The 18,387-nt window shown below is 40.6% G+C and carries 18 protein-coding genes and 1 pseudogene; 9 read left to right on the top strand and 10 right to left on the bottom strand.

Going from position 1 to position 18,387, the window contains the following annotated elements:
- Positions 1 to 2 precede the first annotated feature (2 nt).
- The 3 genes from pstC to V7K36_RS33810 all read right to left on the bottom strand — a co-directional run bounded on the left by pstC (position 3) and on the right by V7K36_RS33810 (position 3,237).
- A complete protein-coding gene (gene pstC / locus V7K36_RS33800; RefSeq protein ID WP_335122398.1) occupies positions 3 to 944 on the bottom strand; it encodes a phosphate ABC transporter permease subunit PstC in 942 nt (313 codons plus the stop codon).
- 49 nt (positions 945 to 993) lie between these two features.
- Positions 994 to 1,995: a PstS family phosphate ABC transporter substrate-binding protein gene (locus tag V7K36_RS33805; RefSeq protein WP_335122400.1), complete on the bottom strand. Its 1,002-nt coding sequence runs from the start codon at positions 1,993 to 1,995 to the stop codon at positions 994 to 996.
- Positions 1,996 to 2,079: 84 nt separating this feature from the next.
- Entirely contained in the window at positions 2,080 to 3,237 is a 1,158-nt protein-coding gene (locus V7K36_RS33810; RefSeq protein ID WP_335122402.1) for a sulfate ABC transporter substrate-binding protein, read from the bottom strand.
- 554 nt (positions 3,238 to 3,791) lie between these two features.
- Between V7K36_RS33810 and V7K36_RS33815 the strand changes: the two genes are divergently transcribed.
- On the top strand, positions 3,792 to 5,336 hold the full coding sequence (locus V7K36_RS33815; RefSeq protein ID WP_335122403.1) for a hypothetical protein: 1,545 nt from the start codon (positions 3,792 to 3,794) through the stop codon (positions 5,334 to 5,336).
- 407 nt (positions 5,337 to 5,743) lie between these two features.
- Here the strand turns inward: V7K36_RS33815 and radC are convergent, their stop codons facing one another.
- Positions 5,744 to 6,475, bottom strand: coding sequence for a RadC family protein (gene radC / locus V7K36_RS33820; RefSeq protein WP_335122404.1), 732 nt, complete (start codon positions 6,473 to 6,475; stop codon positions 5,744 to 5,746).
- Between the two features lie 374 nt (positions 6,476 to 6,849).
- Here radC and V7K36_RS34390 point away from each other — a divergent pair, with 374 nt between their 5' ends.
- Both V7K36_RS34390 and V7K36_RS33825 read left to right on the top strand, forming a co-directional pair.
- Entirely contained in the window at positions 6,850 to 6,951 is a 102-nt protein-coding gene (locus tag V7K36_RS34390; RefSeq protein ID WP_442948546.1) for a DUF6972 family protein, read from the top strand.
- A 53-nt stretch (positions 6,952 to 7,004) separates the two neighbouring features.
- Positions 7,005 to 7,226 (top strand): hypothetical protein, encoded by a 222-nt coding sequence (locus V7K36_RS33825; protein ID WP_335122406.1) that lies wholly within the window; start codon positions 7,005 to 7,007, stop codon positions 7,224 to 7,226.
- Between the two features lie 24 nt (positions 7,227 to 7,250).
- On the opposite strand, the gene V7K36_RS33830 is transcribed toward V7K36_RS33825, so the two are convergent.
- Both V7K36_RS33830 and V7K36_RS33835 read right to left on the bottom strand, forming a co-directional pair.
- A complete protein-coding gene (locus V7K36_RS33830; protein ID WP_335122430.1) occupies positions 7,251 to 8,213 on the bottom strand; it encodes a phosphoribulokinase in 963 nt (320 codons plus the stop codon).
- 229 nt (positions 8,214 to 8,442) lie between these two features.
- A complete protein-coding gene (locus V7K36_RS33835; RefSeq protein WP_335122408.1) occupies positions 8,443 to 10,434 on the bottom strand; it encodes an alpha-amylase family glycosyl hydrolase in 1,992 nt (663 codons plus the stop codon).
- Between the two features lie 177 nt (positions 10,435 to 10,611).
- Between V7K36_RS33835 and V7K36_RS33840 the strand changes: the two genes are divergently transcribed.
- From V7K36_RS33840 to V7K36_RS33860, 5 genes are all read left to right on the top strand, one after another.
- Positions 10,612 to 10,800: a hypothetical protein gene (locus tag V7K36_RS33840; RefSeq protein ID WP_335122410.1), complete on the top strand. Its 189-nt coding sequence runs from the start codon at positions 10,612 to 10,614 to the stop codon at positions 10,798 to 10,800.
- Positions 10,801 to 10,892: 92 nt separating this feature from the next.
- Positions 10,893 to 11,555: a class I SAM-dependent methyltransferase gene (locus tag V7K36_RS33845; RefSeq protein WP_335122412.1), complete on the top strand. Its 663-nt coding sequence runs from the start codon at positions 10,893 to 10,895 to the stop codon at positions 11,553 to 11,555.
- A gap of 311 nt (positions 11,556 to 11,866) precedes the next feature.
- Positions 11,867 to 11,989, top strand: a complete 123-nt coding sequence (locus V7K36_RS33850) for a hypothetical protein (RefSeq protein ID WP_335122414.1) — start codon at positions 11,867 to 11,869, stop codon at positions 11,987 to 11,989.
- 6 nt (positions 11,990 to 11,995) lie between these two features.
- The gene (locus V7K36_RS33855) at positions 11,996 to 12,649 is read left to right on the top strand and encodes a Coq4 family protein (protein WP_335122416.1); all 654 of its coding nucleotides are present in this window, start codon (positions 11,996 to 11,998) and stop codon (positions 12,647 to 12,649) included.
- Between the two features lie 157 nt (positions 12,650 to 12,806).
- A complete protein-coding gene (locus tag V7K36_RS33860; protein WP_335122418.1) occupies positions 12,807 to 13,418 on the top strand; it encodes a Uma2 family endonuclease in 612 nt (203 codons plus the stop codon).
- 67 nt (positions 13,419 to 13,485) lie between these two features.
- On the opposite strand, the gene V7K36_RS33865 is transcribed toward V7K36_RS33860, so the two are convergent.
- The 3 genes and pseudogenes from V7K36_RS33865 to V7K36_RS33875 form a co-directional block, all read right to left on the bottom strand.
- Positions 13,486 to 13,905, bottom strand: coding sequence for a helix-turn-helix domain-containing protein (locus tag V7K36_RS33865; RefSeq protein WP_334946070.1), 420 nt, complete (start codon positions 13,903 to 13,905; stop codon positions 13,486 to 13,488).
- The gene (locus tag V7K36_RS33870; RefSeq protein ID WP_442948545.1) at positions 13,889 to 13,993 is read right to left on the bottom strand and encodes a type II toxin-antitoxin system HigB family toxin; all 105 of its coding nucleotides are present in this window, start codon (positions 13,991 to 13,993) and stop codon (positions 13,889 to 13,891) included. Before V7K36_RS33870 ends, V7K36_RS33865 begins: the two co-directional genes overlap by 17 nt.
- Before the next feature lie 183 nt (positions 13,994 to 14,176).
- Positions 14,177 to 14,314, bottom strand: a pseudogene (locus V7K36_RS33875) (type II toxin-antitoxin system HigB family toxin); the annotation flags it as partial.
- A 398-nt stretch (positions 14,315 to 14,712) separates the two neighbouring features.
- On the opposite strand from V7K36_RS33875, the gene recQ reads away from it, so the two are divergent.
- Positions 14,713 to 16,869 carry a DNA helicase RecQ gene (gene recQ / locus V7K36_RS33880; RefSeq protein WP_335122420.1) on the top strand — a complete coding sequence of 719 codons (2,157 nt, stop codon included), beginning with the start codon at positions 14,713 to 14,715 and terminating at the stop codon, positions 16,867 to 16,869.
- An 8-nt stretch (positions 16,870 to 16,877) separates the two neighbouring features.
- On the opposite strand, the gene V7K36_RS33885 is transcribed toward recQ, so the two are convergent.
- Complete coding sequence (locus tag V7K36_RS33885) at positions 16,878 to 18,146, bottom strand: RNA-guided endonuclease InsQ/TnpB family protein (RefSeq protein WP_335122421.1); 1,269 nt, start codon at positions 18,144 to 18,146, stop codon at positions 16,878 to 16,880.
- Between the last annotated feature and the right edge of the window lie 241 nt (positions 18,147 to 18,387).

Raw genomic sequence — 18,387 nt, forward strand, 5'->3', positions numbered from 1 at the left:
ATTTAGTCGTATTTTTCTTTAAAGCGATTAGCAATCCAGTAACTAACAATATTCAAAGCAAGGGTAAGTAGAAACAGAACAGCACCTACAGCATATAATGTCTTGAAATTGAGACTACCACGCGGACTATCTCCACCAGAAATTTGCGCCATGTAAGCTGTCATGGTTTCTACTGATTCCATAAAATTAACTGTTAGTCTTGGTTGTTGTCCGGCGGCGATGAGGACAGTCATTGTTTCACCCACAGCGCGAGAAATACCCAAAATAATCGAGGCGATGATTCCAGAAAGTGCGGCTGGTAAAACTACTTTAAAAATGGTTTCCAGTTTAGTGATACCTAAAGCATAAGCTCCTTCTCGCAAAGAACGGGGAACTGCTCGGATAGCATCTAAGCTGATAGAACCAACAGTAGGAGTAATCATTACCCCCATCATTAACCCCGCACTCAAAGCGTTGAATATTTCCAGAGGGATAAAATTCCGCAGCAATGGTGTAAGGAACAACAGCGCAAAGTAACCATATACTACCGTTGGTATTCCTGCCAAAAGTTCTACTGCTGGACGTAAAACTGCTGCTACTTTGGGTTGAGCATATTCACTCAAATAAATAGCAGAAGATAAACCCAAAGGAATAGCAACTGCCATCGCAATAGCTGTAGTCAAGAAAGTGCCATTAATCAATGGCCAAACGCCAAAATGTCTATCGGCAAATAAAGGCGTCCATTTAGTATCAAGAAAGAATTTGGCAAAGGAGACTTCTTGGAAAAAACTGAATGTCTCCTGAAAAATAATTACGACAATACCAAAGGTAGTCAAAACTGAGACTAAAGCACAACCAAATAAAATCGCCGCAATAATCTTTTCTGAAATATCTTCAGATGCATTTTTCTCCAGTGACTCTCTGGATTGTAGATAAGGATCGTCTTGAGAATTAGTACTCTGCATAAACAGTTAATTTTTGACTACAATCAGACTACAATGAGTGAGACTTTATTTAAATAAACTTTGTGATTGGCTCACCTGGTTTTGCTTTTTTAAACTTTGTGCCAGTTTCACCAGTAGCAAATTTTTGTTTAACCTTGAGATAAGCTTCATCTGGTAGTGCCACATAACCAACACTATCTACCCACTTCCAGGAATTTTCTAGATAAAAATCTACAAATTCTTTGACTGCTGGCTTAGTATCTAAGGATTTTTTACTGACATAGATGAACAAAGGACGAGACAAAGGTGTATAGATATTTTTGATTACATTATCCACTGGCACCGGTTTTTCACACTTTCCTGTAAGACTTTCTACAGCAACTAGATTCAGTTTTTCTTGATTTTGAATATAGTAAGATATCCCTACATAACCCAAAGCTGTTACATCACCTGACACTCCTTGTACAAGAAGGTTTTGATTCTGAGTGGCAGTGTAATCTGTACGGCCATTCTTGGCTTTGCCCGTCACAGCTTGAGTCATATAATCGAATGTTCCCGTATCCGAAGATGGAGCATACAACTTCAGCTTTTCGTTAGGAAACTTGGGATTAACTTGATTCCATCTCAATACTTTCCCGTCAGATTTCCCGCCCCAAATCTTACCCAGTTCCTTAATAGTTAGACATTTGGCGAAGTTATTTTGACGGTTGGCAATCACGGCAATGCCATCTAAAGCTATAGGCAACTCGACAAATTTAATATTCTTACTTTTACATTTTTTGATTTCTTCATCTCGAATGGTGCGAGAAGCACCAGCTATATCAATATCGCCATTACAAAATTTACTGAAACCACCACCAGTACCACTTGAGGCAACGCTTACTTTAGCTTCAGGTTTGACTTTACCGTATTCTTCTGCAACTGCTAAAGAAATAGGAAAACCTACAGCTGCACCATCAATACTCACCTGACTTTTCTTTTCATCACTGCTGCTACAAGCATTGATAGTAGTGGTAATAATCATTAAAAATGTCAGGATAAAGCTATCCTTAAATTTGCTATGAAAACTCATAAATTATCAATTGAGTAAAGTGACTAAGAATTCCTTATGCTTGGCTATCTGTTAGTAGATAATCCTGCACGAAAAATATAGATATCATGCTTTGCTGGCAGCTTTAATTTTGTCAAAAATTGCCCCATCTCCAAAAAACTTTTTCTGGATAATATCCCAACCACCTAAATCTTGAGATGTGAATAAAGTTTTAATTGGCGGATGTTGTGATGCTACTTCTTGGCTGACAGTGGGGTTAACAGGACGATATTGTAATTTTGCTAATTCCCGTTGAGCTTCTGTCGAGTAAAGAAAATCAACAAATGCTTGTGCAACTTCTCTTGTACCGTGTTTATCAACGTTTTTATCAACTACGGCTACAGGATTATCAATGGAAATATTGACTTGGGGTACAACATAAGGTAGTTTAGTCCCATTTTTACCTGCTAAAATTACCTCATTCTCGTAGTTTATTAAGACATCACCCTGATTTTGTTGGAAAAATAAATCGCTAGCTTCACGGGCATCTTTTGTTAGAATAGAAGTATTTTTATAAACTTTGGTGACATAATCTAATGCTGTGGCTTCGTTACCTCCGGTTAAACTCACAGAACCCCAAAAAGCCAAGAATTCCCAGATAGCAATACCAGAAGTTTTTGGGTTAGCCGCAATCACTTTCACGCCATCTTTTGCCAAGTCTGCCCAAGTATTGATGCCTTTGGGATTGCCTTCGCGGGTGACGATCGCAGCAACCGATCTGCTAACAATACCACTTCTCGGTGATTTTATTTCCCAACCTGATTTAATTAAACCTGCAAGAGCAATTTTGTTGACATCCAGGGGAAGTGCCAAATGTACTATATCTGCTTCTTGCGAACCTGCAATAACAGCAGCCGTTTGAGCGCCAGAACCTCCATAGCTTTGCTCAAATCTGACGTTTTGGTTATGTTCTTGCTTCCACTTTTGCACAAATTTGGGGATTATCTGGTCGTGAGCCGCTTTGGTGACAGAGAAAGAAACGAGTTTTAGTTTAACATCATTTTTGCTAGCTGAACTGCTTCCAGAGCAGGAGGCAACTGCTATACTCAAAAAAGTACCTATGATAAACAGACTCACAAAGCTTTGCACACTGCGTCCATTCAACCAACTTCTAATTGTATGTTGATACGAAAGCTGTATGGACTGCAAAGCTTTCACAGCATAAACTTGCATTCCTTCAATTAGAAATTTACCCAATTGCGTCGGTTGTTGCGACTTGCTCATCAGAATTTACCCCTAAATCTACGGTATTTCTAGATTGATACCGTAATTAAAAAGATTATAGGGTATATAGAATAATATTTATCATCTGGCTTCAATTTTTTTTACTTAGTCAGCAATTGATCATCGAAAGTTGCAAATAAATCTGAATTTATCAAGGCATTGGAAAAATATGGCTTGTTTCTACTGTGAAGCGAAAAAATTCGATAAGATCCATACATAATATTTGCCAGAAAATATGTGATGATTAATACCAAATAGTCAACTTAACGTTACCAGACTTCCAATCTGAAGGGCATTTTGCACATTTGGGATATGATCGGTGCGATCGCATCCTGGCGATATCAACCAAAACTTTGAACAATATACATATCATTGCTACCCACTGCTACAGCAATTATCCCCTTGCGTAACCAACTCAGATTTCACAAACTCATTCAAGAATGTGGTCATCTATTTATTTATTTCTCAAAGCAGAGGGATGTATGACTATATGGCTGGACAACCGACCGTACATATATAAATTTAACCCAAATAAATTTCATTCTGAGCTAACAATGTTAAAACAAAAAATCATCAAATATACTTCTAAATTACCTTTTCATTCCCCTTGGTTTATTATCATTATTTTTTCTGTTCTTGGTTTAATAGGTATTCTTAACCATTCGATGTGGCGAGATGAACTAAATCCCTGGCTGATTGTCAGAGATAGTGAATCTTTGGGCGATTTAATTGCAAATATTCATTACGAAGGTCATCCTGTTCTCTGGTATTTTTCTCTGGCAATTCTGAGCAAAATAGTTGATAATCCGATGATTATGCAAATTTTTCATTGGGCAATTACAGTTGTTTCAGTTGCTGTCTTTTGCCTATATAGCCCTTTTAATTATCAACAAAAATTCATGTTTTCCTTTGGTTTCTTTCCTTTTTATGAATATCTTTTAATTTCTCGAAATTATGCCTTTAGTATGTTGTTCATTTTTGCATTCTGTACAGTTTTTTCATCCCGAAAAATAACTTATGTTTATTTGGCAATTTTATTGGGTTTACTAGCAAATAGTAGTGCTTATGGTTTATTTGTATCATTTTCTTTATCATTGACTTTGCTAGCTGAATTTTGTTTTGATAGCGAACATCGCCAGCAGTATTTTAGTCAAAGCCAAAAATACGATTTATTTTTAAGTATTGTATTTATCATATTTTCTTTTCTTTTATCCATTTATATTCTTACTCCTCCGATAGATAGTTATCTTTATGGAGGGTTAAAAAATGGTTGGCTAATGCAATTAGATATCCGTAATTTGTTGAGAAGCATAGGTAGAATATTTGGTAGTTATTTCTTAATTATTCCTGCACACAAAAAATGGCTAGATTTAATTGTTTGTGCGGTAATTGCTCTATTCATTGTAATTTTAACCTTGATTAAATTATCTAAAAAGCCAGTTGCTCTCTTTTTCTACATTATAGGTAATTGTGTAATATTTGCCTTTACATACTTTAGATTTATCGGTATGCCTCGGCATTTTGGACATTTCTATTTAGTTCTGATAGCGGCTTTATGGCTGGGAAGTTATTATCAAGAGTCTCCAGTTTTACTCAACAAGTTTTCTATTCGTCCAAATTCAATTACATTTATTCACAAATGGCATAATATCGCTTTGATGCTAATTCTTTTTGTCCAGTTTGGGGGAGGTATTTATAGTTTTTCAAGAGATTTAGTTGTACCATTTTCTGCCAGTCGGGAAACAGCTCAATATATTCAAAAAGCTGGGTTAGCTAATGAGTTTATTGTTGCCAGTCGAGATGCAAATATGGCTCCTTTATCGGGTTATCTAAATCGAAAGTTTTACTATCCTGAGCTTCAAAAAATGGGAAGCTTTACTTTATTTAAAAAAGGTCGTCAAGATGTCGAACAACCTGAGATATTAAACCAAATTAATTCTCTACTAAAAAATCAAAATGAGCAAAAGAAAATTTTGCTCATTTTAAATAAAAAACTGAATATTAACCGCAATGATTTGAAGATTGTTCCGATCAAAGATTTTCAGAGAGCCTGGGTGGATAGTGAACGATATTATCTTTATTGGGTAGATGAAGCTTAACAATTCAAAATTCATGAAATAGCTCTCTGCATCTTTGCGTCCTGTTAATTTAATCGGGGGGATCCCACTTTTGTACAAAGCCTAAACCTCACCTCAGCCCTCTCCTTAGTAAGGAGAGGGAGCAAGAATACTAAGGAGAGGGAGCAAGAATCTTGTTTCTCTTATGATGTATAGCGGCTGCCATCTTGCTTAGGACAAGTCTGCTATGGATAGCTGTAACAGCTCAACCGCTCTCTCAGATTTGCCAATGTCCTAAGCAGTCTGACCACTGCTATATTTGCAAAACTGAGATGCTCCCTTTTCACAAATTCTGGGGGTTTAAGTTGCTTGAGCTTCTAACAATCAGCAAGTTTTGTGGCGGGATCTAAATCTCCGTTGCAAAACTTAATTACGAATTACGAATTATTTTAATCCCCCTGTGGATGCTCATCCCACAAGGTTGTCAGTTCGCGTAAACTTTGATGATTGCCATTGCCCAAAATCAGATGATCTAGTACCGGAATGCCCAAAAGCTGCGCCCCTGCTAATAACTGACGCGTCAATTCTATATCTTCCTGGCTGGGTTCAAGGTTCCCAGAAGGATGGTTGTGGGCAACTATTACCCGCGTTGCACCTTGACGAATAACTTCTCGAAAGATATCACGGGGAGAAGCTAAGGTTTCGGTTGCAGTACCAATGGTGATTACTTGCGTACCCAATAAGCGATTCTTAACATCCAATAGCACCACTGCAAAACGTTCTTGTGTCTGCCACATCAAATCTTGACTGAGGGTAGCAGCAGCAGCAAGTGGGCTATCAATTAATGTGCCGTCATTGGGCCGAGATTGAAAGGCGCGTTTGCCCAATTCAATTGCTGCTAAGATACTTGTCGCCTTCGCCGGGCCAACACCAGAAATTTGCATCAATTCAGCAGGGGTAACTTCTCGCATAACTGCCAAAGGATCACGTTGGTGTTTGCCTAATTCGCTCAAGATATATTGTCCCAAACCTACAGCAGAGAGTTTCCCTGGTCCTTGTCCAGTGCCTAAAAGAATTGCAATTAACTCTGCTGTGGCTAAAATTTTGGCACCATGCGTCATTAGCCGTTCACGCGGACGCTCATTTGTAGGTAAGTCGGCAATTCTGAGGCAATAGGTCATAGAAAACTAAGAGAATCGTCACTAAAGATGTAACTATCCTTAGTTATCCCTTGTTTGCTTCCAAAATCATCTTTATTTGAGAAAATCTTTAATTTTGGGGAATTTTTTCTCTAGTTCCTCTGTAGAGATACCTTTGATAACACCATCTTCCCAAATACTTGCCACAAGATTCGGATAAAATTGGATTTAGTCTATTAATCGAAGACATTTGAGATAGAAGATGAGATGAAGGTATTTATCAGCCACAGCTTTCTTGGGTTTTATCAAGCTTTCAAATGATCAATTTTCAAGGAGCTTTTGAAGATGGTTGTCGTGATATTTTACGTCTATGGGGACTAGGCTACCAGATACTTTAGTAATCCTCTGGTTATAGAATTAGTCCAGACGGGTCAAGCATCCCGTTATTTTATGGAGAGGTGAAAATTGATCTAGAAAATCGATATCACGTTACTCCCCGCACCCCAAAGTTCAACTGAGCTGCAATTGGTGCTAGCTTTAATAAAACAATTTTATATGAGAGCAGCACACCATGTCATCGGCAGCAATCGCTACTGTATCGAAGATGATGGAGTCTTTATCTGTTGAGGTACAGGATAGAGTTGCAGAGCATCTTCGAGAATATATTAATGACTTGCAAGATGAAATTCAGTGGAACGAATCCTTCCAGAGAACGCAACAAAAACTTGTAGCGGCTGCACAGCGTGCTAAACAAGAAATCGCTGAGGGACAAGCTAAGTCGTCTTTGAATTGATGGAAATACACTACTCCCTATTTCCTACTCCCCACTCCCTATCCCAGTAGATTGATAAATTTGCGTTGCTTTGAGCATGTGGTAGGTAATGATTAGCTGGGTGAGAGCAAGAGGGTAACTTTGCAATGTCTCCCCAGTTGTACCAGCAATTTTACCCAGTTCTGGATTACTTTCGCGATCGCAAATATTTCGTAGATGCGGCATATCAGAACAAATAATATGCTCTAACTTATTCACCTGTTCTAAGGTTGCATGACCATCAACTTCTAAGACATCTACAGGCTTACTCATATCTCTATCTAGCCCCAGGCGGATGGCTGAGTCAGAATTACCATCGCTAGAGTTGGTAATTGCGGTGAAATCTGGATGCGGAATTGTCGGACGCAGTACCAGTCGGACATTCAGGTGTCCATTGGTTTCATCATCTTCATCAGTGGGTGGATAAAAGCTAATTACTATATCAGACCATTGTCGTTGCGGACGGATAAAGTGTGCTGAGTCTGGTTCGCGCTTTTCTAGTTCTGCTAGCACCTGTTGAGCAGTATAGCCACGCTTTTGCGTATCTCGCTTGACTTTCCACTGAGCACGTACTTGTTCCGGGGGTGCAAGGTAGACTTTAACATCGTAAGAGTCACGGGCGGCACGAGTAGAATAACCGAGTAATCCCTCAATAATCACAAATTTATTGGGCTTGATATACTGCGGTGGCTCGAATGTGCCGGTTTTATGGCTGTAAACTGGTTTGAGAATCGGCTGTCCTGTGCGTAGCAACGACAGGTGTTGCTGCATAATATCTAAGTAGTTGCAGTCGGGGTGCAGGGCAGTGATGCCAATTTCTGCACGTTCTTTGCGATCGTAACGGTGATAATCATCTGTACAAATGATCGTGACATTTTCTAGGCCAAGTACCTGAGCGATTCCTCGCGTTAGTGTTGTTTTCCCAGCAGCGCTGTCGCCGACAATACCAAGAATTATTGGACGGCTCATCATACCTCCCAGAATAAAAACAAGTTTATTAATAAAATTCCCTACGATAGTTTTAATTCTAGAAGGGTTTAGGCGAGTAACTCAAACAAAGACTTGGTATGCAATATCTCTACACACATACAATGTTTGGGCGATCGCTTTTGGCACAATCATTACTATTGCGATAGAAATAGGTCAGTTTGAAGTACCAAACCTGACCTAACATTTCTTTCACTGAGCGGCATCGACATTAAACTAGAGCATACACTTTAGCTTCCCACGGGAAGATACCTTCTCTACCTACCCATTCAGATGCAACTATCCGCTCTTGAGTAATTTCCTTCCACTGCTTGCCAACTGGGGTTGCAGGCCAATTCGGGACTCTGTACTCAGAACCAACAGGAGTGCCGTAGTCAGAGAAATTCGCCACTACAACTACTAATTGATCGGCTTTATTGCCACGCTGCCAGACTAGAACTCGTTTACTATCATTAAAGTCAACATGAAGAAATTGAGTATCATTCACAGCTAAAGCTTGAGAAGTTTTACGCAAGCGAATCAACCTCGTAACGTATTGGAAAATTCGTTGCCGCCAATCATCATTCACACGGCTGTAGTTAACTGGGTCAATCTGCTTATGCTCATCCGTTGGTGGCAAATCCTGCTGATCGGCAAATTCCTCTCCAGCAAGGATCATGGGAATTCCTACAGAGGTAAGCAGGGAGACAAATGCCAACTTAATCCGCGGTTCAGTATGATCAATTCCATTACTAGCAAGGTAGCTGAAGAAACGCTCGTTACCATAACCGCCAACATCATGGGAAGTTATATAGTTTACCGCCTGAGAACCATCTGTAAAGCCTAAGTTTCGGCAATCAATTAGTTTGCGGATACTCCACTCAAAGCTGGGTTCATCCCAAGCATTCTTACCTAAAATCACCTGTCGGATGATTTGCTTGAACTTTTCATTCCAAAGTCCATCCAGACGATTTTGTTGGATGAGAGATAGGGGTACACTCAACTCTTCGCCAACTACGAGGAAGCGAGCGCCGCTTCCGCCTCTTTTGTCCCAAAGGCTGCGGGCAAAGTCCTTGAATTCCTGCAAAAAATCGTAGTTGGCAATATTATTCACGCTATCCAACCGCAGACCATCAACCCGATAGTATTCCAACCAGTGGGCAATATGGGCTTTTAAGTATTCACGGGCTGGGACAAGCCATGACTTTTGCCCAGTAATCGGGTTATAGCCCTCTACCCAATAGTTGTACTTAAATAAATCCCCACCAAAGCCATCTCTTGACCCAAGTTCAGGATCACCACTGCCCCATTTGATGTAAAATTCCAAAAAATTAACGTTATGGTAAGGATTATTCCGCGAGAATGCCATCACCACATCCACAAAAAAGCGCAACCCTTGGTGATGGCAGACTTTGATCAAATTAGCTAAATCAGTCGAAGCAGTAGGTGCTAACTGGCTATCTGGGCGTCCTAAGTCAAAATCTGCTGCAAAATAATTTGCTGTACCATAGCCCCAATTGAGATTATCATCACTATCTTCTGGTGGCAGAAGTTCTAGGGCGTTGATTCCCAGTTCCACAAGATGAGCGCGGTTATTCAAGGCGCCCAGTATGGGAAAATTAGGAGCGATCGCTTCTGGTATTAATAGTGCCAGTACGTCACGAAATGTGCCGTTTCCTTCTTCAATCAATCCGTTTGCGTTAATCTTTGTCCAACGGGTTGGTAATTCGTAAATTACCAGTTGATTATTGGTTGGCAGCGTCTCTAAAGGAACATCGCCTTCCCAATTTACAGTTTGCCCTTCGGGATCACAGGGAATCAGCGTCCCATTTTGATAAAGCACGACGCTTGCTGGATATGACCTAGTAACACCTCCCGATTCTGAGGGCTTTGGTGCAGGTAAGCGTCGATCCACAGTCGTCGCTGTTGGATCTGTGCAGTAGAGAATTTGGTTAGCATTGGCAGAGTCGTAAGGGTCTGAGTTGCGGACTTTAAACCAGTAAAAGTAGACCTGTCCTTCAGTCAGACTAGATTCTTCAGCCGAAACTTCCCACAATTCTGGAAATTCTGTTGATTGACGAAGCGGAATTTCTTTGAATTGAGCTAATCTGTCTGGGCTTTCGGGAGCAGTATTGCCAATATAGAGAGTGGGAGCTAGTTCTGAAGCACTGGGACGCCACAAGACAAAATGAGTTTTTTTGCGGCTAAATAAATCGATAGGCATTACAAAAACCTCTGGTTGATCAAAGTTCAGTTATGAAGTTCTTACACAACAGCCGAGTGTTATTCCAGACGATAGGTTGAATTTATTTAAACTGTCAATATAGCGGTTCTCGTTTGCATGAAGTACATTTTTAAACCTCACCCCCAGCCCCTCTCCTTATCAAGGAGAGGGGAGTGTTTGCTTGAGCAAATACGGGGTGAGGTTCAGACTATATTGCAGCGAAGTGAGAATCGCTATATTAGGCAACGGATTGAGTATTTTGCTGGTAAAATTAGTAAATTAACTGTATATATCAAGGTCTTGATATTTCCTGCTATTGGCTTTCATCGCCGACTTAAAAGATATTTAATCCTCAAAACTTTTTGAGTTTTGAAGATTCCATTTCGGGGTTTTCTGTATATTTCTGATAAAACCAGAGAATTAGTGTATAGGATTTAGGCAAAAGAGGAACGCAGGTTATGACAACTAAAACACTAGGACTCGAACAAAACCTCTATGACTATTTACTATCAATCTCTTTGCGAGAACCGGAAATCTTGACCCAACTGAGACAGGAAACAGCCCAGCATCCTATTGGGAGGATGCAGATTGCTCCCGAACAGGGGCAGTTTTTGGCGTTACTGGTGCAGTTGCTGGGAGCTAAGAAAACTTTGGAAATTGGGGTATTTACAGGTTATAGTGCCCTGGTGGTGGCATTGGCGTTACCGAGCGACGGGAAGGTGGTAGCCTGTGATCTTAGTGAGGAATTTACAACGATCGCTCGGCGCTATTGGCAGCAAGCAGGAGTGGCGGATAAAATTCAACTGCACATTGCCCCAGCTTTGGAGACTTTGGATCGACTACTCGCAACAAAAGAGGCGGAAACTTTTGATTTTGCCTTCATCGATGCAGATAAGAGCAACTATGATGGTTATTATGAGCGATCGCTGCAATTAGTGCGATCGGGGGGACTGATTGCGATCGATAATGTTCTCTGGTCAGGGAAGGTTGCCGACCCCCAAGTGCAAGATAATAGAACTAAAAGGATTCGTGCCTTTAATCAGAAGCTGCATCAAGACCAGCGAGTTAGTCTGAGTTTAATTGCGATCGCAGATGGCTTGACTCTGGTACTGAAAAAGTAATGTCTTTAACTGTAAACCTTGGGAAGAAGACCATTTGTAGCTGCTGACTTTTCCCACTAAAATCCACTTTTGCTACTCGGAAGTCTCACACTAATAATTTTCTTTGTTTAAAGATTAATTTCTGTGTAAAAATTGTACCCATACAAATTTACTTTTCCTTTTTTAAGTATTTATTCGGTTGTATATTATTACTAGGCGAAAGTGGATAAATGCATCTAGTAACTGTTTAACCTTTAGTATTCGTGGAAGATATTCTGCAAGCAGTAGAAAAAATTCTGTAAGACAAGCCTCTTGCTTCCATTCAGTGGTTTGTGCTCTATCAATCGTGGTTGGGCAAAACTTACGGTGAAATGGCAGAGGCAGAGGCATCAGGCTACGGCAATAATTATATCAAGGAAGTTGGCTCTGAGTTGTGGCAAGCAAGAATTAATTAATAACTCATGATAGAAACCATCAATCAGTCTCAAGAAACGGCAATCCTGGAGAGCTTTCTAGAATTGGTGAAATCTCCTTATGGAAATTTCGCTGCCATTGGTAGGCTTTCCCATGTTCTGAACGATCCAGCTACGCTCCAAAAAATTGTAGCATTTCTCAGCCTGACCCCCCAAGGCAAACAAGCTTTTGTAGACCGCCCCTTGCTGGGAAAAATCGATTTACAGCAACTGCATCAATTACCGAACCATACACTGGGCTATGTGTATGCTAATCACATGATCACAAGAGGATTAACTCCACTGCCTGTTAATGAAATTGCAAATGATCCGTTTATGTTTTTGGGTACTCACCTTGGTGAAACTCATGATATCTGGCACGTCGTTACAGAGTGTGATACTGATAAACAGGGTGAGGTTCAACTAGAAGCTTTTTATATCGCACAGCTTGATTCAGACCGTTTATTTCTAGCCCTGCTTGCTAAGAATTTGCTCAAAACCGCAATGTACGAAGTCGAACTCTGTGAGCAGATTATGGATGGGTTGACGCAAGGCTGGATGATGGGAAAACGGGCAAAACCTTTGTTTGGCATCGAATGGAACAGATTATGGGAAACACCCTTAGAAGATGTGCAGACATCTTTTAACATTGCACCGATTTAAGTGGTTACGCAGTTCTTCTCAAAAAGAAAAAGGGGACATAATTTTATATTGAGAAGGTTCGCAATAAATTTGCTGTGGCGTTAATGGCAAATAGATATAAACTTGAAAATAAAAAGGTTATGAGAAGCTAGATGCTCATAAATCAAGAGCGATCGCCATGATCACAACCCCTAAACCACTAACCTTTAACCAATTCCTTGATTTCGCCGCAGGTAATGAACTTAATGAGTATGAGTTGGTTGCTGGAAGGCTAGTGCTAATGCCAGAAAAGTGCGAACTGGATGAAGAAATTCTTGAATTCCTGTCCTTCATGTTTGAACTTGCCTACCGCAAGCGTAAACTGAAATACTCAGTTCGGAAGCGAAACGCATTACAAATTAACGAGAGACAAAGCCGACGACCCGATATTGCGATTATCCAACGCCCCCAGTTTTACCCCGACGATCAACCGAGGATGGGCATCCAAACTCAGCCATTCATGATTGTTGAGATTGCCTCATCCAACTGGTCAACTGACCTCATAGACAAGCAAGAAGAATATCTTGTCTTGGGAGTGCCTGAATATTGGATTATCGACTACCGAGGTCAAATTCCTGCTAAGTATTGTCTGCGAGGAAAAGGAAAAAAGGCGATCGTCCTGACCCTAGAAAATCGTGAGTATCAACGCTCTGAGTATCTTGAAGGAGAAACAATTCAATGTCTTACTTTTCCAGACTTAACTTTAACCGTTGACCAAGTATTAGCAGCTGATGCCGAGGATGTAGTTTAGGCCGATCGCCGGATTTTGGGAAGTGTGATCGCCTGATCTGGTAGCGACAGTTTTATCTTCAATTTTCTCACTGTCCAAAGTCAAGAGCCGTTACGGAAAGCCCAGAATAATGGTCATTAAAAAACTTAGCTAGGGACTCTGCTTGAGATTGGCTAACTTGCCGTTGACCATTAACCACTTCCTTAACAATCTCAACAGAGCCAAAAACCCCGACTAAAGAAGTTGGTTCTACATCAAACTCATGCATGAGGGATTCCAAAGTAGCCACAGGTTTTGATTCACCCATCGAATAATGACGTTCCTCGTAATTCTCAATCAGAAGAACTAACAACTCAAAAAGCGCAGTTTCAGCCTCTGTCAACTCGCCAGACATCATCCCCTCTACTGCTGTTAAGGCTCTGTGATACTCCTGTTCTGTTTTAATTGGTTTAGGCTGATACTGAATCAGTAAGTCAGTGTAGGTTTTTTGACTAGAAGTAGGGGTCATCTTTCCATCTTTCCTTATCGTATTCAGGATGGGTAAGAACGTATTTAATAAAAATTGTCTGGCTGGAATATTTAATGTCTACTATCAAACGATATAGGAATCATATTTGATTTTTGAACAAAATTAGGTATTGTAGGGTGTGTTAGAACGCAGTTCGTAACGCACAAAACCCTTGATGATGGTGCGTTACGCTGTCGCTAACACAACGCCAGTTGCTACAACGGAGGGAACCTCCGCAACGCACTGGCTCCCCTACGTATCTTTTCAAAAATCAAATACTAGTCCTATAGTTATTACCTTTGATGTTAAACACTGTAAAGTTACCAACCGTTTCTGCTTTGGGATATCTTTTTTGAACATCTACTAAATTAGACCAGTTCGCAATAGATGCAAACTTGTACCAGTCATTAAGAGCATCTTCAGAATCAGCGTGTTAAACCCAGAATTCCCGCAATTTCACTTTGCTGATTACGTGCATCCCTAAAGTGAGAAATTTGTGCTACTCATAGCATTGATTGAGCCGAACGCCAGGGGAATAGTCCGTTAGCGTAGCTCGCCGTTCGCGTAGCGTCTCGCAGAGAAGGCATCGCTGATCTTATAGCCACAGTCTTGAAAGTCAAGCGTAGGCAAAGCCCGTCGTAGACATCGCTCATGTATTGTAGTTGATGAGCGTGCGACGCCGAATAGCCCGTCGTAGACATCGCCCTAAAGAAACCCAAGCCTGACCAAAGCTGCCGAAGATGTGAGTTAAAATACTGATATCTTCAATAACTACCCGCGCAGAACGCCTCCAAAAAAGCGATCGCTATGCTTCAGTATCCCCATCTCGAACAAGCGCTAAAATATCACTTCGGTTACGACCAATTCCGCCCCGGACAACGGCAAATTATCGAAGATGCGCTGCAAAATCGAGATTTAATGGTTGTGATGCCGACTGGTGGGGGGAAATCTCTGTGTTTTCAGCTACCAGCGTTGTTAAAAAATGGATTAACGGTGGTGGTGTCGCCCTTAATTGCTTTGATGCAAGACCAAGTAGAAGCATTGCGAAATAATAATATTAATGCGACATTTCTTAATAGCAGTTTGAATGCTTACCAGGTGCGATCGCGGGAAGAAGCCATCCTCAACGGTAAAGTAAAATTACTATACGTCGCCCCTGAACGTCTGCTGAGTGAAAGGTTTTTACCGTTTGTCGATTTAGTTAAAGAAAAAATCGGTATTTCTAGCTTTGCTATTGATGAAGCGCACTGCGTTTCGGAATGGGGACACGATTTTCGTCCAGAATATCGCCAGTTAAAATCTCTAAGAAAACGCTATCCTGATGTTCCTACCGTCGCCCTCACCGCCACAGCAACCGATCGCGTCCGTAGTGATATAATTCAACAATTAGGGCTGAAGCAACCTAGCATCCATCTTGCCAGTTTTAACCGTGAAAATCTTTATTACGAAGTTCGTCCTAAAACTAAATATGCTTATACTGAATTGTTAGAACTAATTCGAGAAACAGAAGGTTCGACAATTATTTATTGTTTAACTCGTAAAAAAGTTGATGAACTCACTTTTAAACTGCAAAATGATCAAGTTATTGTTCTGCCTTATCACGCCGGATTAACTGATGAGGAACGTAGTAGTAATCAAACGCGATTTATTCGAGATGATGTCCGGGTGATGGTGGCAACAGTCGCCTTTGGGATGGGAATTAATAAACCCGATGTGCGGTTGGTAGTTCACTTTGATATGCCCAGAAATATAGAAAGTTATTATCAAGAATCGGGCAGGGCAGGTAGAGACGGAGAACTATCTCGGTGTACAATATTTTTCAGCTTTGGTGATGTTAAAACAATTGAATGGAGTATTGATCAAAAAACTGACCCTCAAGAACAGTTGATTGCCAAACAACAACTGCGGCAGATGATTGATTATGCTGAAGGCACTGATTGTCGGCGAACGATTCAACTGGGTTATTTTGGAGAAAGGTTTGCTGGGAATTGCGGTAACTGTGACAATTGTCGTCATCCCAAACCCATGCAAGATTGGACAATTGAAGCCATGAAGTTTTTATCTTGTGTGGCGCGTTGCAAAGAAAGGTTTGGGATGCTACACATAATTGATGTGTTGCGGGGGGCAAAAAAAGACAAGATTATCCAGTACGAACACGATAAACTTTCTACCTATGGTATTGGTAAAGATAGAACTCTAGATGAATGGCGAATGTTGGGACGATCGCTTTTACATCAAGGGTTAATAGAACAAACTAGCGATGGTTACTCAGTTTTAAAACTAAATGCCTTAAGTTGGCAAGTAATGCGAAAACAACGCACAGTTTCCCTAGCTGTAACCACAGTCCAAAAGATTACCTGGGAACAGGGGAGTGAAAAAGCAGAAGTTGCAGAAGTATTATTACAGAAGTTGCGATCGCTACGCAAACAATTAGCTGATGAGCAATCTGTACCACCTTACGTCATCTTCCACGATTCCACTTTAAAAGTAATGGTACAGGTACAACCCCAAACCTTAGCTGAATTTGCCAAACTTTCTGGTGTAGGTAGTCACAAACTCGCTCAATATGGCGAAAGGTTTATTACAGAAATTCGCGCCTACCGCCAAGAAAAAGGTTTGCAAGATAAATCTGTTAATTTTGTATCCTCTCCCAACTCAGCTTCTTACACCGAATTACAGACATTACAATTATATCAACAAGGTTTAAATATCGCTCAAATTGCCCAAAAACGCAACCTTAGTCCGGCAACAGTTACAAATCATCTAGAAAAATTAATTGAGAAAAATCAGTCAGTTGATTTAAATCAATTAGTACCTCTAGAACATCAACAAAAAATTTGGCAAGTTTTAGAAGTACTTGGTGATATCTCTTTAACGCCAATTCGAGAACAACTAGGCGAAAGCTACAGTTTTGATGAGATTCGTTTAGTAAGGGGTAAGTGGCGGCGCGAAAATCGCAAGTGATAAGTGAACTACTCAGACTTGCCTGCGGCTGAAGTCTGAGCTTCTGTACTCACGGGGGAATGCCCAAACTTAGACTTTCGTCCGAGTCTAGGACTTACCTCCCCTCCTACAGCAGAGACGGCTGAACCTTCCGCCTTTAGTATTCTGATGCCTTCTGCTCTAATATTGATAGCTGCGTTTCCATCTCTATCATGATGAGTGCCACAGTGGGGACAAGTCCATTCACGGATATCCAATGGTATCTCATTCATTTGATAAAAACAATTAGAGCAAAGCTTGGAACTGGGGAACCATCTATCTATCTCCACTAACTTTCCACCCTTGCGTTCTAGCTTGTAGGCTAAAAAATTCGTGAATGTTCCCCATCCCGCATCAGATATTGATTTCGCCAATTTGTGATTACGTACCATGCCTTTGACATGAAGATTCTCTACTATCACAGCTTGGCTATCGCTGGACAACTTATAACTAAGTTTATGTAGAAAATCCTGCCGCGAATTGCTAACTCGCTCGTACACCTTGGCGACAACCTTTCTATACCTATTCCTTGAATTACTCCCTTTTTGTTTACAGGCTAATTTTTTCTGTTTGCGTTTAAGGTTTTTTTCGTGCTTGGCAAGGTGCTTAGGGTTATCGTAAAAAGATACCTTTTCGCCATCGGTTACAACAGCGAAATGTTTCATTCCTTTGTCAATGCCGTAAATTTTACCTTCTGAAATAACTGGATTTTCGCCCGCAGTCGCTACAACGGGGGGAAAATACGCAACGCGCTGCTCCTCTATCTCAGTCAGGATAGATGCAAGATATTTACCTGAAGGTGTTTTACTCACGGTAACAGTCTTGATTTTACCCTCAATTGGTCTGTGTATTTTGGCTTTGACTATCCCGATATTACCGGGAAGTTTCACATTACTATCTACAATTTTGACGTTTTGAGGATACTGAATAGACTGTTTACTATGCTTGGATTTGAATTTAGGAAATCCAGCACGTTTCTCAAAAAAGTTTTTATATGCAGTGGTCAGATTTAATGTTGTAGCCTGTAAAACTTGACTATAACAATCAGCTAACCATACTGTATTTTCTGCTTTTTTGAGAGTAGGAAGAAATGCATTGAGTGCAACGCGGCTAAGTCCCTTGCCCGAATATTTATAAGTCTCAATAGATTTATTTAGGGCATAGTTCCACCACCATCTAGCACAGCCAAACGTCTGAGCTAACAGAGTTTGTTGTTCAGTTGTTGGGTATAAACGGACTTGTACAACCTTGTGTAACACTCAACATCACCTCCTTAGTATTTACTATTTTAGCACAAATATATATTATGTTAAACTAATCAAACAAAGAAAATAACTGGTGAGCTAGTTCGGTCTTGGGGGTTTCCCCTCTTGAGTTACTACCGAACCCGTAAGGGGAATTCGTCATATAGCAACCGCCAAGGTGGTTTGGGCATAAACTAGAAGTAGTCCCTTTCGTTATCCTGCAAAACGCGATCGCTGTAAATATGCCCAAACCCTA

Source organism: Nostoc sp., from assembly GCF_036919555.1.
Taxonomy (GTDB): Bacteria; Cyanobacteriota; Cyanobacteriia; order Cyanobacteriales; family Nostocaceae; genus Nostoc.